The following is a 16,565-nucleotide window of genomic DNA, read 5'->3' as shown; positions in this document are numbered from 1 at the left end:
GCGTACCTTGTTCACACCTTCCTCGCGATCGCCGGCCGGCCCCCGTCAACTCCGAGGACTGAAAGTAGCCTCGCGACAAATTTCCGTAATCTGGATCGCATGCGTCTGACGACCCGCCGCGCGCTGCTACTGGTAGCCCTGGCCGCAACCCTTGTCGTGGTGGCAGGTGCTGCCCTCGGCTTTTACCGTTCCCGCACCGCAACGCCATCGTTTCCCGTCGTCGACACCACTGCGCTGTCACCGGGACGCACCGCCGTAGTGCAGATTCTCGGGCAGGAGTACGCCGAGCAAGCGGGCATGGTGAAGTACTCGGAGGGCAACGACGAGCCCTGGTGCGCCGACTTCACCAGTTGGGTGATGCGTGCGTCGGGCAAGCCGTTCGCCAACCCGAACTCCGGGCATTGGCGCATCCCGGGGGTGTTGACGCTGACCGCCTACCTCAAGGATCAGGGGCGCTACGAGACCCCCGATTACGCGCCGAAGCCGGGCGACATGGTGTTGTACGACGAGCCCAGTCCGAAGGGCCAGCATGTCAACATCGTGCTGATCAACGACAACGGCACCCTGACAACCGTCGGTGGTGGCGAGGGCCGGGGAGTCGGCTTGTCGACCTACGTGGCCGCCGACGATTCGGGTATCACCGGGTACGGACGCTACGAATAGTCACCGGCCGACCGATCGCAGCGCCGCGGGTGTACCGGCACGCCGCACATGGCGCAGGAACTGCGACATCGCCGGTGAGACAGCCGAGTCCGCACGACGGATGAACAGCGTCTCGACTCGCGCCCGCAGCGGCGGTAGCTGATGCACGCGCAGCGCCTGCGCACGCTGCGAGGCCGTGACAACAGCGACCGGAAGCAGCGTCACACCCATGTCGGCCGCGACACATCCGAGAATTCCTTCCAGACTTCCGAATTCAAGAACCTGAGGGTCCGGGTTGCCGTGGTCGGCGAAGATCTCCTGCAACCTTTCACGGTAGGCACACCCGTTGCGGAACACCAGCATGCGTGCCGAGGTGTCGAAGACAGCGCGGACGTCGCCGTGATGTCGTGCGGTAACCAGTACCAGCTCTTCGACGAAGGCCACATTTGTGGTGAGAGCGTCATGTTCGACGGGTCCACAGATGAATCCGCCGTCGAGCCGATGATCGTTCACCATGTCGGTCAGCTCGGCAGTGGTACCCGTGGTGAGCGTGAAATCCACGCGGGGACAGTCGGCGGCGTATGCGGCCAGGCCCCGGGCATGCCGTCGAAACAGCTCGACACCGAGCTCGTCCTCCAGCGCCTTGATGTGGCTGCTGACGTTGGACTGCACGGTGTGAAGCTGTTTCGACGCGCGAGAAATGCCCCCGGCCTCGGCGACCGCCAGGAAATGCGTGATGTCGCTGAGCTCCATATCAGGAGCCCATCATGCGCTTGCCGCGGCGGGCACAGGCAGCTCACCGGTGATGTACTGCGCGTTACCGAAGCCGAAAGACCACCCATTTTCACTGATCGCCACGAAAAGGTCCCCGCCCGCCACATCGACGGCGGCTAGCCTCTTAGCCAGCTCGGCGAAGATCCGCTGCTTGGTCTCCGTGGTACGGCCTGCCTGGGTAAAGATGTGCACAATCACCACACGGGCCGATCGCACGAACCCCAGCCCCGCATCCTCGGCGATGATGTCGGCGGACTCATGCGCAGTGATGATCTGAAATCGGTCTCGTGCAGGGATTTTCAAGACTTCGACCAGGGCTTCGTGCACGGCGTCGGCGATGGCGCGTCGCTGATCGCCTGATCGATCCGAGGTGACGTCGATACGCACTAATGGCATGGGCTGACTCCTTGGTATGTCGGGTTGATGGCGGCGGCCTGAGCCACCATGGAATGGACGATGTGTGCGGCACTCTCGATATGTCGTATCTGCCCGATGCCCTCGCCGACGATGAGATTGGCGACGCGGTAATCCTCGGCAGCCACACCGATCTGATATTCGGACCGAGCCTGCTCGAGATGTTCAGCCAGTTCGGCCTCGTGGCCGTGCCATCTGTCGACAAAGCCGTTGCGAAGCACCCTGCCGCTATAGGTAGACGGCCAGTCCTTACCGCGCACAATGTCATAGACGTGTTGACGGATCGTGCTGTCGCCGTCGACCCGTTGGGCGTACTGCTGGGCGGACCGGGAGACCGCCGCTTCCTGTGATGCCCAGAACCGGGTCCCGACCACCACACCGTCGGCGCCCAGAGCCAGCGCTGCCGCCAGAGCGCGTCCATCGGTCACACCGCCCGCGGCCAGCACCAGAACCTGAGGCGCGTTTTTCGCGACAAGATCCACGATCTCGGGAACCAACGTGAACGTCGATCGTTGTCCGGCTCCGTGGCCACCCGCTTCTGCGCCCTGCGCGGTGATGACGTCGGCACCCACCTCGATGGCTCGGGAAGCCTGCTCGACGTTGTGGACTTGGCAGATCAGTGGCACACCAGCGGCCCGGATACGCGCCGCATAAGGCGCGGGATCTCCGAACGACAGGAAGATCGCGGCGGGATTCTGTTCCAGCACAAAATCAAGCACATGCTCGTTGCCGTTCAGGGTCCAGGTAATGAACCCGCACCCGACGGCAACGCCGAGCTGGTTGAACTGCCGGCGAACCCACTCCTCGTTCGTATAACCGCCGCCAAGCAGGCCGAGGCCACCCGCCGCGCTGACCGCACCGGCGAGGCGTGCGTCGGCGACATCATCCATCGGCGCCAGGACCACCGGATGCTCGATGCCGAAATATCGGGTCAGCCGAGTCTTCAATGTCATGTCTCAACCGTAGGTTCACAAGAAACCGCAGGTCCAACGGTTTCTAACGATGGGAGCGTTCTGTTTTTCAGAACGAAATCCACATTACATACCGCAATGAGAGAAGATCACGTCCCGATACCATCGAGACGTGATCCTGCGCCAGATCGCGATCGATCGTGAAAAGCAGCCCGATGCTTGGTATTTGGAGATCCCCGCGATCTCACAGATCGCTCGAGAACCCCTGCGATTGACCACCGGCGTCACCGTCATCGTCGGCGAGAACGGCTCGGGCAAGTCCACGTTCCTGGAAGCGGTGGCTTCCTCGTGGCGTTCGCGGCTGCCCTATGCCGTCAAGCACTGGGGCGCGCCCGGTGGCACCGAGGACACCGACCTGTACTGGGCCGTCACCTTCGATGCCGAGCACCCACGCCCCGGCGGAGGGTGCTTCCTACGGGCCGAGGCGATGCACCAGCTGTTCACGACGGTCGACCAGCGCACCCCGGAACAGATCTTCGAGGGCAGGCTCAACGAGCGCTCGCATGGCGAGTCGTTTCTGGCGTTCCTCGCCGAACGCGACATGGAGCGCGGACTGTTCATCCTCGACGAACCCGAGGCGGCACTGTCCTTCACCTCATCCCTGCAATTGATGGCGATGCTGGACGCCGTGGTCGCCGCGGGATCTCAGGTCATCATGGCGACCCACTCCCCCGTGCTCGCGGCCTTCCCCGGTGCCACCATCCTGGAATTCGGCCAAGACGGTGTGCAGCAATGCGATTGGAATGACCTGGAGATGGTGGGGCACTGGCAGCGCTTCCTCGCTGACCCGCGCGCGTATCTACGTCACTTGTTCGAGAACGAATGATGGAGCCAGACATGCGGTGTGCGGTCGTCGGCTCGGTGGCCGCGATCGGGTTCAGCCCCATCACCGCTGCGCTGACCGCCGTGGTCTATCGGTTCCCGGCATCCATGGTCGGTTACGTCAGCGGTTTCAGTGCGGTCTGGCCCGCGATGTTCAGTGCCGTCTTCTACCTGGTACTAGGAGGGTTCGCCGTCATCGGCGGTCTAGGTGCTGCGGCGGGGATCGCAGTAGAAAGACTGCGCCGCGAACGAGCCATCACATACACAATCGGCGCTTCGTTTGTCATCGCCCTACTGGGCGCGCTCTCCCTGGCCCTGCTGGAGTACGTGGTCGGGCCCTGGTGAGCGGTCGGCATGCGCCGCCATCCTGCGCGTGAGCCCTTCGAGAATCCCGGCGGCCTCGGCGAGGGTGCGCTGCTCATCGGACGGCAAGGTGCTCAGCCACGGATCCAGCACGCTTTGCCGCTCGGCCCGCATGGCAACCAGCGCCTCACGTCCTGCCGTGGTCAGCTTGATCCGCTGCGCCCGCTTGTCCGTGGGATCGACCCGCCGCTCGACGTACCCGACGTCCTGTAACCGCTTCAACTGCACGGTCATCGTCGGCTGGCTGCAGTGGTCGGCCTGCGCCAGATCGGAGATTCGTGCGTCCTCCATCTCGCCGACGAGGGCCAGCAACCGTGCCTGACCGGTGGGTACGGGCAACTCTGCCTGGCTGGACACCCAGCGGTTGAGCCGCGCGATCACGGTAAGGACGTCGGCAGTGAGGCCATCTGTAGTGGACACCAGGCCAATTTTACGTAGTTTCGCTAATCATCCCGCAGTCCTCTAGAGGATTTCGGTGCATTTTCGTGCGACTTCTGCACCTTTTTGCGCAGAATATGCAGCTCGATAGGCTGGGGCTCATGCGAGTCACCAGTGTCGGCCACGCCGGATTCTTCATCGAAACGGCGGCAGGCAGCATCCTCTGCGACCCCTGGGTCAACCCTGCGTACTTCGCCTCCTGGTTTCCCTATCCCGACAACAGCACCCTGGATTGGGACCGGCTCGGGGACTGCGACTACCTGTATGTCTCGCATCTGCACAAGGACCACTACGACCCGAAGAACCTGACCGAGCACGTCAACAAGGACGCGGTGGTGCTGCTGCCCGACTATCCGGTGCCCGATCTGAAGCGTGAGCTTGAGGGGTTGGGGTTCCACACGTTCGTGGAGACCGAGGACTCGGTGAAGCACCGAGTGAGCGGGCCCAAGGGCGACCTGGATGTCATGATCATCGCGTTGCGCGCTCCGGCCGACGGACCCATCGGCGACTCCGGACTCGTGGTATTCGACGGCACCACAACGGCTTTCAATATGAACGACGCCCGACCGGTCGATCTTGACGTGTTGGCCGAAGAGTTCGGGCACATCGACGTGCACATGCTGCAGTACTCCGGGGCCATCTGGTACCCGATGGTCTACGACATGCCCACCCGCGCCAAAGAAGCCTTCGGCACTCAGAAGCGGCAGCGCGGAATGGACCGCTGCCGTCAGTACATCGCGCAGGTGGGCGCCACCTGGGTCATCCCGTCCGCTGGGCCACCGTGTTTCCTGGACGCCGAACTGCGTGACCTCAACGACGACCACGGCTACCCGGCGAACATCTTCCCGGACCAGCTGGTGTTCCTGGACCAGATGCGCCAGCACGGCCACGACAAGGGCCTACTGATGATTCCCGGCACCGTTGCGGATTTCACCGGCTCCGAATTAAATTCTTTGACGCATCCGGTGTCCGACGAGGAGGCCGAACACATCTTCGGCGCCGGCAAGGCCGCCTACATCGAGGAGTACGCGCAGCGGATGGCTCCCGTGCTGGCCGCCGAGAAGGCTGCCTGGGCACCCGCCGAGGGCGAACCGCTACTCGGGCCGCTACGTGCCAAGTTCGAGCCGATCATGGCGCAAACCGATCAGATCTGCGATGGCATCGGCTATCCGGTGGAGCTGCGCATGGGAGACGAGATTGTGGCGCTCGACTTTCCGAAACGCATTGTCCGTGAACCCATTCCCAATGAGAAGTTCCGCTACGGGTTCGGGATCGCACCGGAGCTGGTCCGCACCGTGCTGCGCGATGATGAGCCCGACTGGGTGAACACCATCTTCTTGTCCACCCGTTTCAAGGCCTGGCGCGTGGGCGGTTACAACGAGTACCTGTACACCTTCTTCAAATGCCTCACCAACGAGCGCATTGCGTACGCCGACGGCTGGTTCGCCGAGGCCCATGACGACAGCGCCTCGATAACACTGGACGGCTGGGAGATCCAGCGGCGCTGCCCGCACCTCAAGGCCGATCTCTCGAAGTTCGGTGTGGTGGAAGGAAAGACGCTCACCTGCAACCTGCACGGATGGGACTGGAACCTGGAGACCGGCCGCTGCATGACCTCCAAGGGGCACGAGCTGCGCTCCAGAAAGCTCGGCTAGAGCGGCATCAACTCGAACATCGGGATCACGCGCTCGATGCGCGCCTGGTAGTCACCGAAGAATGCGTATCTGGCCACCAGCACCGGGAAGAGTTGTTCGCGTTCACTCGAGTCCAGCTCGCGCACAACGGCGTCGTAGATGTTCGGAACTACCTCGACGGTCACGGTGGGATGGGTGCGCACGTTGAAGATCCACGATGGCGGCTTCTGCTGTCCGCCGTTGGATCCCACAATGAACCTGCGACCCTCATGCTCGAAGTAGCCCAGCGGTGTCAACCGTTCGATTCCCGTTTTCGCGCCGAGGATCGTCAGGATGAGCACCGGCATCTCGTCATCGGGCACTCCGGGCAGCTTGCCGCCGTTCTCGCGGAGCAGCCTGATCATCCGGCTGTTGTGCTTCTGCACACCGTTCTCAGAAAGCTCCCGGTAGGTATCCGAGGTCACGCCTTCGGTCATGTCTCGACGCTAGCGCGAACTCGGGGCCGCGAACCCGTCCTTCCCGCCTAGCGGACGCTACGAACCCGCTGCCGTAGCTCGGACGCCTCGTCGGAGGAGGTGCTGTACACGCGGACCACGGCCTCATCCCCCGCCTGTAGATATGTGGATTCACCCAGCGGGGTGTACTTGGTCGCCCCGATGCCGATCAGCACATGTGCGGGATGCCCAGCGGCCACCATGAGTGCGCCCACATCCTCCAACGGCGTGTCTACAGAACCTTTTTGGTTGTCCAGGCGTTCGGTGATCCAGTCCAGCAGGACCTCACCGTAGTAGGAGTACCCAAGCAGCGGGCTGTCCACGCCGTACTCGTGTTCCTGCCCGTCGGCGGTGTGCAGGTGACAGTTCAGCCGCAAGGTCGCTGTCGGGCCGTCGGGGGTGAGGTCACTGACCTCAAAAAACTGTTGTGCAACGCCTTTGGACGCCGAACCCCAGTTCTTCTTATAACTGATCTTGGGTGCGTTGGGACGCCGAATCGAGCAGTCGTTGAAAGCCCCCAGCGCGAACGGTTCCAATGACGCGACAACGTCACCGCGCCAATGCACGCGGCAGGCCAAGCCCACCTCGGGTTCAATCTGCAGGTTCAGCGGGGTGTCACTGTCGGGCAGCACCGTCTCGTCGTGTGAGAGCGGGAATTGACCCAGGAATCCGTTGTCGCCGGGTACGTACCACGGAAAAATCCCCTTGGGCGCCACGCCGTTTGAGGCGACGTTCACGAAATCCGCTGATTCCCCAGCCTGTTCGAGATGCCCGGCGAAGTTCCCGGCGACCCCGAAGCCGAACCAACTACGCAGCTCGTCCAGCTCGACGTCGAACATCTTGCTCATTTAGGCTCCAGCACTTCGGTTCCGACGAAGGGAACCAGGGCCGCGGGTACCCGAACGCTGCCGTCGGGTAGCTGATGGTTCTCCAGGATGGCCACCAACCACCGGGTGGTGGCCAATGTGCCGTTGAGTGTCGCGGCGGTCTGCGGCTTAGCGTTCTCGTCGCGGTAGCGCACCGCCAGCCGCCGCGCCTGAAAGGTGGTGCAGTTGGAGGTGGAGGTCAGCTCACGGTAGGCCTGCTGCGTCGGCACCCACGCCTCACAGTCGAACTTGCGGGCCGCCGATGATCCCAAATCACCTGCCGCAACATCGATGACGCGGTACGGCACGTCAATGTGGGCAAGCATCTGCTGTTCCCAGCCCAGGATCTTGCCGTGCTCCGCCTCGGCGTCCTCGGGCTTGCAGTAGACGAAGGCCTCCACCTTGTCGAACTGGTGCACCCGGATGATGCCGCGGGTGTCCTTGCCATAGCTACCGGCCTCGCGCCGGAAGCAGCTCGACCACCCGGCGTACCGCAGCGGACCCTCGTTCAGGTCGAGTATCTCGCCGGAGTGATACCCGGCGATCGGCACCTCCGAGGTGCCCACCAGATACAGATCGTCTTCCTCGAGGTGGTACACCTCGTCGGCGTGCGCACCTAAAAAGCCTGTGCCGCCCATAATTTCGGGCTTAACCAGTACCGGCGGAATCAGCAGGGTGAAGCCGTTGGCCACCGCGGTCTGCACGGCCAGCTGCAGCAGGCCGAGCTGCAACAGCGCTCCGTAACCGGTGAGGAAGTAGAACCGGGCGCCAGAGACCTTTGCGCCGCGCTCCATATCGAACAGGCCCAGAGACTCACCCAATTCCACATGGTCCCTGGGATTTTCGATAGCAGTCGGCTCGCCCACCAGCTCGCGTACCACGAAGTCCTGCTCGCCCCCGGCCGGGACGCCGTCGATCACCACATTGCTGATCGCCTTGTGCGCCTCGGTGAACGCGGCCTCGGCGACAACCTGCTGGGCCTCGGCGGCCTTGACTTGCGTCGCGAGCTCAGAGGCCGCCGCCAACAGCGCGGGGCGCTCCTCGGGCGTCGCCTGACCCACCTTCTTGCTTGCCGTCTTCTGCTCGGCACGCAGGGTGTCGCCGGTCGACACCGCCGCCCTCCGCGCCGTATCGGCGTCGAGCAGCACGTCGACGAGCGCCGGGTCCTCGCCTCGCAGACGCTGCGAGGCACGCACCGCGTCGGGGTTTTCGCGCAGGAATTTGAGGTCGATCACCCGCTGAACACTACTGGGGCTCGTTTCCGCACCTGCGCTTCAGCCCAGTGCCGACCCATCGGATCGGACAATCGTCTCGACCTGGGCACGCAACCCCGTCAGCTCGTCGCGCTCCGCCTGCGTGTACTCGCGCGCCACCTCGTCGAGCACACACACCGTCCCGACAACTTCACCGGCCGAGTTGTGAACGGGAAGCCCTAAGTAGTTGGTGAGGCCGAACTCGATTTCGTCCTCGTTGCCCGCGAACAGCTCGTCGACACGCGAATCACGCACAAACACCTCATCACCGGAATCCACTACCTGCTCGCAGTACAGCGGGACCCTGCTCTGGTCATCTCCCGCCTTCTTACCGACGGATCCCACCGCGTAGTGCTCAGCCGCATCTCCGGCCGTGGCGGCGACAGCCATCGCACCGGGTTCAGAACGCATGACCAGCACCGATCGAACACCCAATAGGCGCGCGACCTCATCGAGCCGCGGTGCCAGGGAGGCGAGTTGAGGGGTGGTCTCGGCAGATGACACGCAGCAACGCTCGCCTACAGCTGCGGCCGCGGCGAGGGTTGCGTTCACCGTGAATCCGCATGCGGCCTAAACGCCGAACAGGCTCAGATACTCGTCTTTGCCGAACATCCGCGCCGCATCGAGCGCGGACGGGGTCCCGGCGGTGGGGTCTGCGCCCGCCTCGACCAGGATCTCGACGATGTCGTCGGAGCCCTTGAAGACTGCTCCGGCCAACGGCGTCTGCCCCTTGTCGTTGGCACGGTTGACGTCGGCACCACGCGCGATCAGCGACCGCACCGTGGAAGCATTCCCGTGGTAGGCGGCCAGCATGACGAGAGTGTCACCTGCCTCGTTCGTCAGGTCCACCGGCGCACCGGAGTCCAGGTAGGCGGCCAGGGTGGACGCGTTGCCGTCCCGGGCCATATCGAACAGTTCGTGGGCCAGCGCGGCGACCTGCTCGGCGACGCGGGCCTGGTGCTCGGCATCCTCCGCTGGAGAGTCCCCGGCCTCATCGGCGTCATCACGGTCAGGTTCCATCGTTGTCACAGAGTTCAATCTAGCTGCGCATGCGGACAGCATCGCTGGGCTAACCCGCACCGTCACCTGTAACAATGGCTGCAGTATGAGCGACGAAGCCGAACCCACGAAGGTCGAGCGGGACGAGTCCACCCCGGACGAATCCCCTAACGACGAGGTGGGCACCGAGACATCCGCAGACTCCGACGCCGAGTCCGCGGCTGCCGCCGTGCCACCCGCGGAAGCCGAGCAGGCCCCAGAGACCCCCGTCACCTCGGACTCCGACATCGAATCGGTGGCCGCCGACGAAGCTCCGCAGACGGAGGTCCTGGACTACCCCGAGAACGCACCCGAGGACGACGTCACCGACGAGCCCGCAGCGGACGAGAGTGACTCCCCATCGGACAAGCCGCACTGGTGGGAAGGCTTGAAGGAGGGACTCAAGGAACGGTCCACGCACCGTGCCCTGCTGCTCGTCACCTTCGGCGGATTGTTCATCGCCGGTCTCACCCAGGCGCTGCCGGACGGTTGGACCTCGGCGGACCGCTTGGTCAACAGGATCGACTCGAACCCGGTGCCGAGCACCGGCGCTCCGGGCAACAGCACCTTCAACTCGGCGAAGGCCGGTGACTGCCTCAGCTGGTCGGCACCCACGTCGATGGCCGATGTTCGCACTGTCGACTGCGCGAGCGATCACCGCTTCGAGGTCGCCGAATCCATTGACCTGCGCACATTCCCCGGCACCGAGTACGGACCGGATTCACAGCCACCCAGCATGGTGCGCATCCAGGAGATCAGTCAGGAGCAGTGCCAGGTCGCCATCAACCGCTACCTGGGAGATCGCTACGACCCGAACAGCCGATTCACCATGGGCATGCTGTATCCCGATAAGAAGGGCTGGTCCGAAGCGGGTGAACGACGCGTGCTGTGTGGTCTGCAGCTCCCCGGCTCCGACAACCAGCAACAGCTGTTCCGCGGCAAGGTGGCCGAGCAGGACCAGTCCAAGGTCTGGCCGGTGGGCACCTGCGTCGGTATCGACCCCACGACGAACCTGCCCACCGAGCTCCCGGTGGACTGCGACAGGGCCCATGCCATGGAGATAACCGGAACGGTGAGCCTGGCAGAGCAGTTCCCGGGTTCGGTACCGCCCGAGCCTGACCAGGACGCGTTCATCAAGGACAACTGCAACCGTCTGACCAATGAGTACATGGGCAACCCCGATGGATTCCGCGCCACCACGCTGACGCTGTCGTACAACACCATCACCTTGCCGAGCTGGACCGCCGGCAGCCGTCAGGTCAGCTGCAACATCGGGTCCACGCTCGGTAACGGTGCCTGGTCGACCCTGGTCAACAGCGCCAAAAGCGGGCAACTGCTCATCAACGGGCAGCCGCCGGTGCCGCCGCCGGACATCCCCGCGGACCGGCTGAACATGCCGCCCATCCCGCTATCCACCACTCCTGCGCCTACCCAGCAGCCGACTCAGCAACCCACCTACACGCAGCAGCCGACGTATACGCAGCAGCCCACCCGCACCCAACAACCGACTCAGCAAACGACACAACAGCCGACTCGGACCTCTGCACCGCCTACGTCCTCAGCAGCGCCAAATCCCAGCAACCCTCCGGGCAACACGATCGTGACCACACTGCCCCCGGGCGCGGGTCCGCCTCCGCCGCCCGCGGGCCCACCGATGGACGGCCCACCCATGGAGGGGCCGCCGATGGAAGGACAGCCACCGGGGCAGGCACCTCCGGGAGCTCCACCACCCGGACCGGCCTAGCTATGCGAGCCCACGACGCCTGATGGCCGTCCAGATGAGCGAACAACGGTTCGAGGAACTTGTTTCCGACGCCTTGGACGCTGTGCCACCGAAGCTCGCCGCCGCCATCGACAACGTGGTGGTGCTGGTCCAGGACCGCAATCCGGAGGACCCCGAGCTACTCGGGCTGTACGAGGGAATCGCACTGACCGAGCGCGATAGCTTCTACGCCGGCGCGCTGCCGGACACCATCACGATCTACCGCGAACCGCTGCTCGAGATGTGTTCCAGCGAACATGAGGTGGTGGACGAGGTGACGATCACCGTGATCCACGAGATCGCCCATCATTTTGGTATCGACGATGAGCGATTACACCAGCTGGGCTGGGGCTAAAGGGGCGTCTGGGGTTTGCTAGAAAAAAATCCAAAAATCTTGGAGAATGATGGAACCGAATAGAGGGATCCGCCGTCCATCTTTAGTGAAAGGGCAAAACTGCCCTTAGGACGACGCGAGACGAGTGGGGGAAAGGGGACAGAAGATGGCTGACGTACCAGCGCCCGCCCAGCGTGAGGAGATCCGTTGGGACCTGGCTAACCAGCCGGGAACTGTTCTGCAGGTCGATCCGGATGTCATGAAGGATGCCGCTGTCGAGTACGACGCGATGGCGCAGCGACTGCAGGAAGCTCTCGACAAGCAGCTCGAGGCGACGAAGTTCGGTTCGGCCGGTCGCGACGAGGTGTCCACCGCGGTGGCCAATGCCTCCGCGAAGACCAACGAGAACTTCGAGAAGGTCGCCAAGGACGGCATCGAGCAGCTCAAGCGCATTGCCGAGGCGTTCCGGCGCAACTCGCAGGCGTTCGTCGATCTCGAACGACACAACGCCGCCCGTATCAATGGTGTGGGGGAATAGATCATGACCGGATTCACTGGCGTCAACTGGGTGGCCCGCAAGGCCAAGAAGCTGGCCCTGGACCTGACCACGGGTGCCGGACCGACGCATGTCGTCGACAGTGCCCTGGCCTGGCAGGAGATCAGTGCCGCGTTCGCCGAGGTACACGAGAACAGCCTGGGTGTCGGCGAGAAGCTCATGGAGGGGTATCGCGGACCCCGCGCCGAGGAGGCGCTGTCCAAGCTGACCCCGTTCACCGAGTGGCTGGACAAGATGGCCGGACTGACCCAGGAGGTCAGCGACACCGCCAACACGTACGCCGAGTCGTACGGCACCGCGGTTCTGGACATGCCCCACATCAACGACTTGGCTCAGCTTGAAAAGGCGAAGGCTGAGGCGCTGTCGGCAGGCGGGGCGCTCTTCGGGCTGCACGCCACCACCGAGGGCATGGAGCAGGGTCTGGATCTGCAGGCGGCCAAGGCCATGGAGACCTACGAGTCGGCCAGCGAGCCTGCGGCCAAGGTCGTTGAGTTCCCACCGGCCCCCGAGATCATCAAGTACCCCGAAGAGAAGTCGGAAGCCAACAGCGGCAACACCGGCGTCAGCGCTGCAGGTTTCGGCATGTCCGAGATGGGCCCGAGCCCGCTGAGCCCTGACTCGGTGCCCGGTGTGCAGAGCGCCCGCGCGGCGGCCATCTCGATGACCGCCAATGCGGCCTCTGCCGGCGGCTCCGGGATGGGCATGGGCGGAATGGGTGCGCCGATGGCCGGCATGATGGCCGGTGGTGCGCTGGCCGCGAGTGCGGGCAAGGGCATCAAGGTCGGCAACGCCGGTGCCAAGAAGGATGAGGACGAGGACGACAAGGATCTCACCGCCATCGGCGCCACCGGCGTCTTCATGGGCGACGAGAGCAAGCCTGTCGAATTGCCGGACATCCTGACCACCAAGCCGGCCAGCGACAAGGTCGCCGACTTCGAAAACGTTGACGCCTCAGCGCTGTTCGAGCGCGGTGGCTCCAAGGGTGCGGTGGCGCCGCCGGTCCTCGGTGCGAGCGCGGAGCTGTGACCGTCCGCCTGGACTTCGACGAACTGGAACTGACCCGCGAGATCACCGGTAATGACCTATTGCCGGTTGTGTTGGCCGCCGGTCCGCGCCACGAAGACGAAGCCGAACATCGGGACGCCCTCGAGGGCGCCCGCGCCCGACTGAAGGAACGCAACCTACTCAAGGGCGAGGACCTTCACCCGACTCTGCGCGACATGCTGACTTCCGCCAGCAAGGCCACCGGTCAGGTTGCGGTGCGCCGCTGGGCCGGATCGCAGATGCTGCGCCTGTGCCTGGTGGAGCACGGCGAGGCATACGTGCTCCTGGTCAACGACGGCGAGGGCGTGGCCATGCGCTCGGTGACCGGGTCGCTCGGCACCGAACTGTGGCGGTACCTGGGTGACGCGACGCCACTGAAGTTCGGGTCGATCAACGCACCCGCCGAGCAGCTGGCGCTGGCCCTTAACGCCGAACCCGCCGATATGGCTCGGCGACTCATCGCGCTCGGTGCCACCAAAGCCGACGCGGTAGCCGTGGCCAAGGCAATGGCTCGTCGCGGAGCGATGACCGAGATCACCGCGATTCGTCGCGTGGACGGTGTCACCGATCGCGCACCCGGTGGAGTCGCCGTGTACGACACGGCCTTTGGCCGGATCATGGCCACGCCGAGCACATCCGCTGACGGCGCGCTGTGGGCAACACTCACTCCGGCGACCCCGCAGCGGATGTCTCACGCGCTCAAGAGCCTTGGGCTCGAATAGAACCCCAGTCTCGCTCAGACCGTCTTGGTGACGCCGTAGTAGGCGATGATGTCCTCGGTTCCTGAGGTCGTGCTGGTGAGCACCGCATAGGACCGCAAGAACGACTGCCCGATACATCCGTCGATCTTGATGTGAACGTCCTTGAGCGTGATGCGCGATTGCGTGCCCTTGAACTTCTTCTTGGTGACAGAGACATTGATGACCTCACCGGGTTTGGGCCTCACCTCGATGTTTCCCACGAGGGGCATGCTGATGTTGCCGAGCCCGGACTGGCCGATCGACGAAGACAGGCCGATGCTTCCCGTCAGGCGAACTCCACTCAAGGCGATACCGCAGCCAATCTGGTAGCCCGCCTCGACCGTTCCGCCTTTGAGTTTGGTGCTGCCACCACCTTTCACGGTGGCAATGAACGTGCCTCCGGCCAAGTATTCGCGGGAAGAGGTCGCCGTGGTGAGCGGCGGAATCGGCAGCTGGGTCTCTTCCTCTGCCGCGAGTGCCAACACCCAGCCATCCGGGGTTGTGACGGTCGCCGGTGGTTCGGAAGCGACGACACCGTTGTCCAGCGGCGGGCCAGCCTCACCTTCAGCGGGCCGCGGCGGGTTCTCCATCCCGGCGGGCAAGGGAAGCGGGGAGGGGCCGGGCTCAGCCGAAGCCAACGGTGCCCCTCCTGCGAGTACGCACGCGGCTGTCACGGTGGCAAGTGTCTTAAACATGGTCATCGACGCCTCTCAGAGCTAGATGCGATTGAGCGAGTTGAGATCTGGATGCTTAGGATCAGACGGCTTTGGTCACACCCATGTAGGTGACTACGTCCTGCGTGTCCTCGGTCGAGCTGGTCAAGATCGCATAGGAGCGGATGAAGGACTGGCCCACACAGCTGTCGATCTTGATGCGGAACGCCGTAATGGTGACGCGCGCACTGTCCCCCTCGAACGCCATCTTGGTGACCGGAATGATGGTGGCGGTACCCGGCTTGAGAGTGGGGCGGACCTGCCCGAAAACGTTACCTCCGATACTGGGCACACCCGCGGGACTGATCTGCGGTGTGATGCCGCCACCGAATCTCAAGTCGACCTCGGCAGCGCTTATGCCACAACCGATTTGGTATCCAGCTTCAAGGATTCCATCGGTCAGTTTCGTGGTGCCGGACCCTTGGATGGCTCCAAGGAACGTTCCGCCGACCAAGTACTCGCGAGAGGACAGGGCCGTAGTCAACGGCGCGACGGGCAATTGGGCCTCGTCCTTGGCCGCTATGGCCAGAACCCAACCCTCCCGCGTGCGCAGGATGCCCGGCTCTGCCGAGGCCACGGCACCGTTGTCTGCAGCCGGGGCGGCTACGGAATCAGCAGCAGCCCGATCCGGCAATGGTTCACCGCCCAGCGGATCAGCCAGGGCCACCGGTGCGGTCGCGCCGAGCACGCCCGCGATTGTCAGGACGACAAGACTTTTCAGCATGGTGGCGGCGGTGCCTCTCAGTTTGTCCAACACGATCCGTTCCCGGAAAGCCCGGGCCAATACCCCGTACCCCTTTTGGGTATGCATGATTTTTAAGTTGACCTCATTTACGGCAAGTGAACGAATCGGGAACGGGATTTGTATGTTGAGCGTCTGCTCCATGCGCACACCCGGGCTCGGCCTCAGGCGCAGTGCCGGGCCGACGTCTCCGTCCGGCACACTGGACTCCCTATTCTGGATAATGGCAAAATATGAACTCGGCTGATCCGGGTTGGATGGATTAGACGAATACGGTGCAGGGTTCAAGGAGGTCGCGATGTCCGGGCAGCGACAACGGATCAGCCGCGCCGAGTCTCAGCAACGTACCCGCGAAGATCTCCTCGATGCGGCCGAGGAATTGTTCCTCGCCAACGGACTGGGCGGCACCACCGTCACCAAGATCGCCGATGCCGCCGGCCGGACCGTCGGGGCGATCTATTCGAACTTCTCCAGCAAGGAGAACCTCTGCGCCGAGGTGCTGCTGCGCTGCTACATGAGGACCTTCTCCGAGGTCGCGGGCAAGCTCCTTCAGTCCGCCTCCTCCGTCGAGGATCAGGTCGCTCAGCTCGCACAGTGGTCCGCGGCGCTCAGCGGCGATGAGGGCCTGGTAGCGCTGGCCGCCGAGTACGCACTGGCCATTCACAAGGATCAGACGCAGCTGGCGGTCTCGCAGGGCCACATCGCCATGGGACGCGGTCTGCTGGGCGCGGTGCTCTCGAACGCTCTTCCCGACACCGTGCCCGATGACGAACGTGACGCCGCGCTCACCGCGATCCTCGCGACCGCCACGGGATTGGCGCTGGGGCGCACACTGGGCACCATCGACAACCAGCAGTACGTCGCACTACTGACCCGCACGCTGCAGCTGTGGATTGCCGACCTACGGCTCTCTTCTAACGCCTCCAGCTAATTCATCGAGCCAGTTCGCGATCTGATACGCGAAC

21 protein-coding genes are annotated in these 16,565 nt (G+C 64.0%); 10 read left to right on the top strand and 11 right to left on the bottom strand.

Annotated features, from left to right (window positions below; all coding sequences use genetic code 11):
- The first annotated feature begins 99 nt into the window (after window positions 1–99).
- Window positions 100–663: a CHAP domain-containing protein gene (locus MSTE_RS00820; protein WP_096498374.1), complete on the top strand. Its 564-nt coding sequence runs from the start codon at window positions 100–102 to the stop codon at window positions 661–663.
- On the opposite strand, the gene MSTE_RS00815 is transcribed toward MSTE_RS00820, so the two are convergent.
- The 3 genes from MSTE_RS00815 to MSTE_RS00805 are packed head-to-tail and all read right to left on the bottom strand — an operon-like array spanning window position 664 to window position 2,783.
- Window positions 664–1,395, bottom strand: coding sequence for a LysR family transcriptional regulator (locus tag MSTE_RS00815; RefSeq protein WP_096498373.1), 732 nt, complete (start codon window positions 1,393–1,395; stop codon window positions 664–666).
- A 12-nt stretch (window positions 1,396–1,407) separates the two neighbouring features.
- Complete coding sequence (locus tag MSTE_RS00810; RefSeq protein ID WP_096498372.1) at window positions 1,408–1,812, bottom strand: tautomerase family protein; 405 nt, start codon at window positions 1,810–1,812, stop codon at window positions 1,408–1,410.
- Window positions 1,803–2,783, bottom strand: coding sequence for an NAD(P)H-dependent flavin oxidoreductase (locus MSTE_RS00805; RefSeq protein WP_096498371.1), 981 nt, complete (start codon window positions 2,781–2,783; stop codon window positions 1,803–1,805). The genes MSTE_RS00810 and MSTE_RS00805 overlap by 10 nt, the downstream gene beginning before the upstream one ends.
- A gap of 130 nt (window positions 2,784–2,913) precedes the next feature.
- On the opposite strand from MSTE_RS00805, the gene MSTE_RS00800 reads away from it, so the two are divergent.
- Both MSTE_RS00800 and MSTE_RS00795 read left to right on the top strand, forming a co-directional pair.
- Window positions 2,914–3,627 carry an AAA family ATPase gene (locus tag MSTE_RS00800; RefSeq protein WP_096498370.1) on the top strand — a complete coding sequence of 238 codons (714 nt, stop codon included), beginning with the start codon at window positions 2,914–2,916 and terminating at the stop codon, window positions 3,625–3,627.
- A gap of 11 nt (window positions 3,628–3,638) precedes the next feature.
- Complete coding sequence (locus MSTE_RS00795; protein ID WP_157997601.1) at window positions 3,639–3,968, top strand: hypothetical protein; 330 nt, start codon at window positions 3,639–3,641, stop codon at window positions 3,966–3,968.
- On the opposite strand, the gene MSTE_RS00790 is transcribed toward MSTE_RS00795, so the two are convergent.
- Window positions 3,915–4,406, bottom strand: coding sequence for a MarR family winged helix-turn-helix transcriptional regulator (locus MSTE_RS00790; protein ID WP_231896964.1), 492 nt, complete (start codon window positions 4,404–4,406; stop codon window positions 3,915–3,917). The genes MSTE_RS00795 and MSTE_RS00790 overlap by 54 nt on opposite strands.
- Window positions 4,407–4,525: 119 nt before the next feature.
- On the opposite strand from MSTE_RS00790, the gene MSTE_RS00785 reads away from it, so the two are divergent.
- On the top strand, window positions 4,526–6,079 hold the full coding sequence (locus MSTE_RS00785; RefSeq protein WP_096498368.1) for an MBL fold metallo-hydrolase: 1,554 nt from the start codon (window positions 4,526–4,528) through the stop codon (window positions 6,077–6,079).
- Here the strand turns inward: MSTE_RS00785 and MSTE_RS00780 are convergent.
- The 5 genes from MSTE_RS00780 to MSTE_RS00760 all read right to left on the bottom strand — a co-directional run bounded on the left by MSTE_RS00780 (window position 6,076) and on the right by MSTE_RS00760 (window position 9,691).
- On the bottom strand, window positions 6,076–6,534 hold the full coding sequence (locus MSTE_RS00780) for a nitroreductase/quinone reductase family protein (protein WP_096498367.1): 459 nt from the start codon (window positions 6,532–6,534) through the stop codon (window positions 6,076–6,078). The two genes, MSTE_RS00785 and MSTE_RS00780, sit on opposite strands and share 4 nt — an antisense overlap.
- 47 nt (window positions 6,535–6,581) lie before the next feature.
- A complete protein-coding gene (locus tag MSTE_RS00775) occupies window positions 6,582–7,391 on the bottom strand; it encodes a DUF5718 family protein (RefSeq protein ID WP_162291524.1) in 810 nt (269 codons plus the stop codon).
- Between the two features lie 5 nt (window positions 7,392–7,396).
- Complete coding sequence (gene serS, locus MSTE_RS00770; protein ID WP_096498365.1) at window positions 7,397–8,653, bottom strand: serine--tRNA ligase; 1,257 nt, start codon at window positions 8,651–8,653, stop codon at window positions 7,397–7,399.
- A gap of 39 nt (window positions 8,654–8,692) precedes the next feature.
- A complete protein-coding gene (locus MSTE_RS00765; RefSeq protein ID WP_096498364.1) occupies window positions 8,693–9,175 on the bottom strand; it encodes a GAF domain-containing protein in 483 nt (160 codons plus the stop codon).
- A gap of 66 nt (window positions 9,176–9,241) precedes the next feature.
- Complete coding sequence (locus tag MSTE_RS00760; protein ID WP_162291523.1) at window positions 9,242–9,691, bottom strand: ankyrin repeat domain-containing protein; 450 nt, start codon at window positions 9,689–9,691, stop codon at window positions 9,242–9,244.
- 85 nt (window positions 9,692–9,776) lie between these two features.
- Between MSTE_RS00760 and MSTE_RS00755 the strand changes: the two genes are divergently transcribed.
- The 5 genes from MSTE_RS00755 to MSTE_RS00735 all read left to right on the top strand — a co-directional run bounded on the left by MSTE_RS00755 (window position 9,777) and on the right by MSTE_RS00735 (window position 14,127).
- Entirely contained in the window at window positions 9,777–11,453 is a 1,677-nt protein-coding gene (locus tag MSTE_RS00755; RefSeq protein ID WP_096498362.1) for a septum formation family protein, read from the top strand.
- A gap of 22 nt (window positions 11,454–11,475) precedes the next feature.
- Window positions 11,476–11,826: a metallopeptidase family protein gene (locus MSTE_RS00750; RefSeq protein WP_030096138.1), complete on the top strand. Its 351-nt coding sequence runs from the start codon at window positions 11,476–11,478 to the stop codon at window positions 11,824–11,826.
- 145 nt (window positions 11,827–11,971) lie between these two features.
- Window positions 11,972–12,343, top strand: coding sequence for a PE family protein (locus MSTE_RS00745; RefSeq protein WP_030096139.1), 372 nt, complete (start codon window positions 11,972–11,974; stop codon window positions 12,341–12,343).
- Window positions 12,344–12,346: 3 nt separating this feature from the next.
- Window positions 12,347–13,387 carry a PPE domain-containing protein gene (locus MSTE_RS00740; RefSeq protein WP_096498361.1) on the top strand — a complete coding sequence of 347 codons (1,041 nt, stop codon included), beginning with the start codon at window positions 12,347–12,349 and terminating at the stop codon, window positions 13,385–13,387.
- Complete coding sequence (locus tag MSTE_RS00735) at window positions 13,384–14,127, top strand: ESX secretion-associated protein EspG (protein WP_096498360.1); 744 nt, start codon at window positions 13,384–13,386, stop codon at window positions 14,125–14,127. The genes MSTE_RS00740 and MSTE_RS00735 overlap by 4 nt, the downstream gene beginning before the upstream one ends.
- A gap of 14 nt (window positions 14,128–14,141) precedes the next feature.
- Here MSTE_RS00735 and MSTE_RS00730 read toward each other — a convergent pair whose 3' ends face one another.
- Window positions 14,142–14,840 (bottom strand): MspA family porin, encoded by a 699-nt coding sequence (locus MSTE_RS00730; protein WP_096498359.1) that lies wholly within the window; start codon window positions 14,838–14,840, stop codon window positions 14,142–14,144.
- Between the two features lie 61 nt (window positions 14,841–14,901).
- A complete protein-coding gene (locus MSTE_RS00725) occupies window positions 14,902–15,582 on the bottom strand; it encodes an MspA family porin (protein ID WP_096505283.1) in 681 nt (226 codons plus the stop codon).
- Between the two features lie 316 nt (window positions 15,583–15,898).
- Here MSTE_RS00725 and MSTE_RS00720 point away from each other — a divergent pair, with 316 nt between their 5' ends.
- The gene (locus MSTE_RS00720; protein WP_096505281.1) at window positions 15,899–16,531 is read left to right on the top strand and encodes a TetR/AcrR family transcriptional regulator; all 633 of its coding nucleotides are present in this window, start codon (window positions 15,899–15,901) and stop codon (window positions 16,529–16,531) included.
- Window positions 16,532–16,565: the final 34 nt, after the last annotated feature.

Origin of the sequence: [Mycobacterium] stephanolepidis (assembly GCF_002356335.1) — a bacterium.
In the GTDB taxonomy this organism is placed as follows: domain Bacteria; phylum Actinomycetota; class Actinomycetes; order Mycobacteriales; family Mycobacteriaceae; genus Mycobacterium; species Mycobacterium stephanolepidis.
Note: the sequence above shows the minus strand (reverse complement) of the source record. Positions and strands in the feature narration are given on the sequence as shown.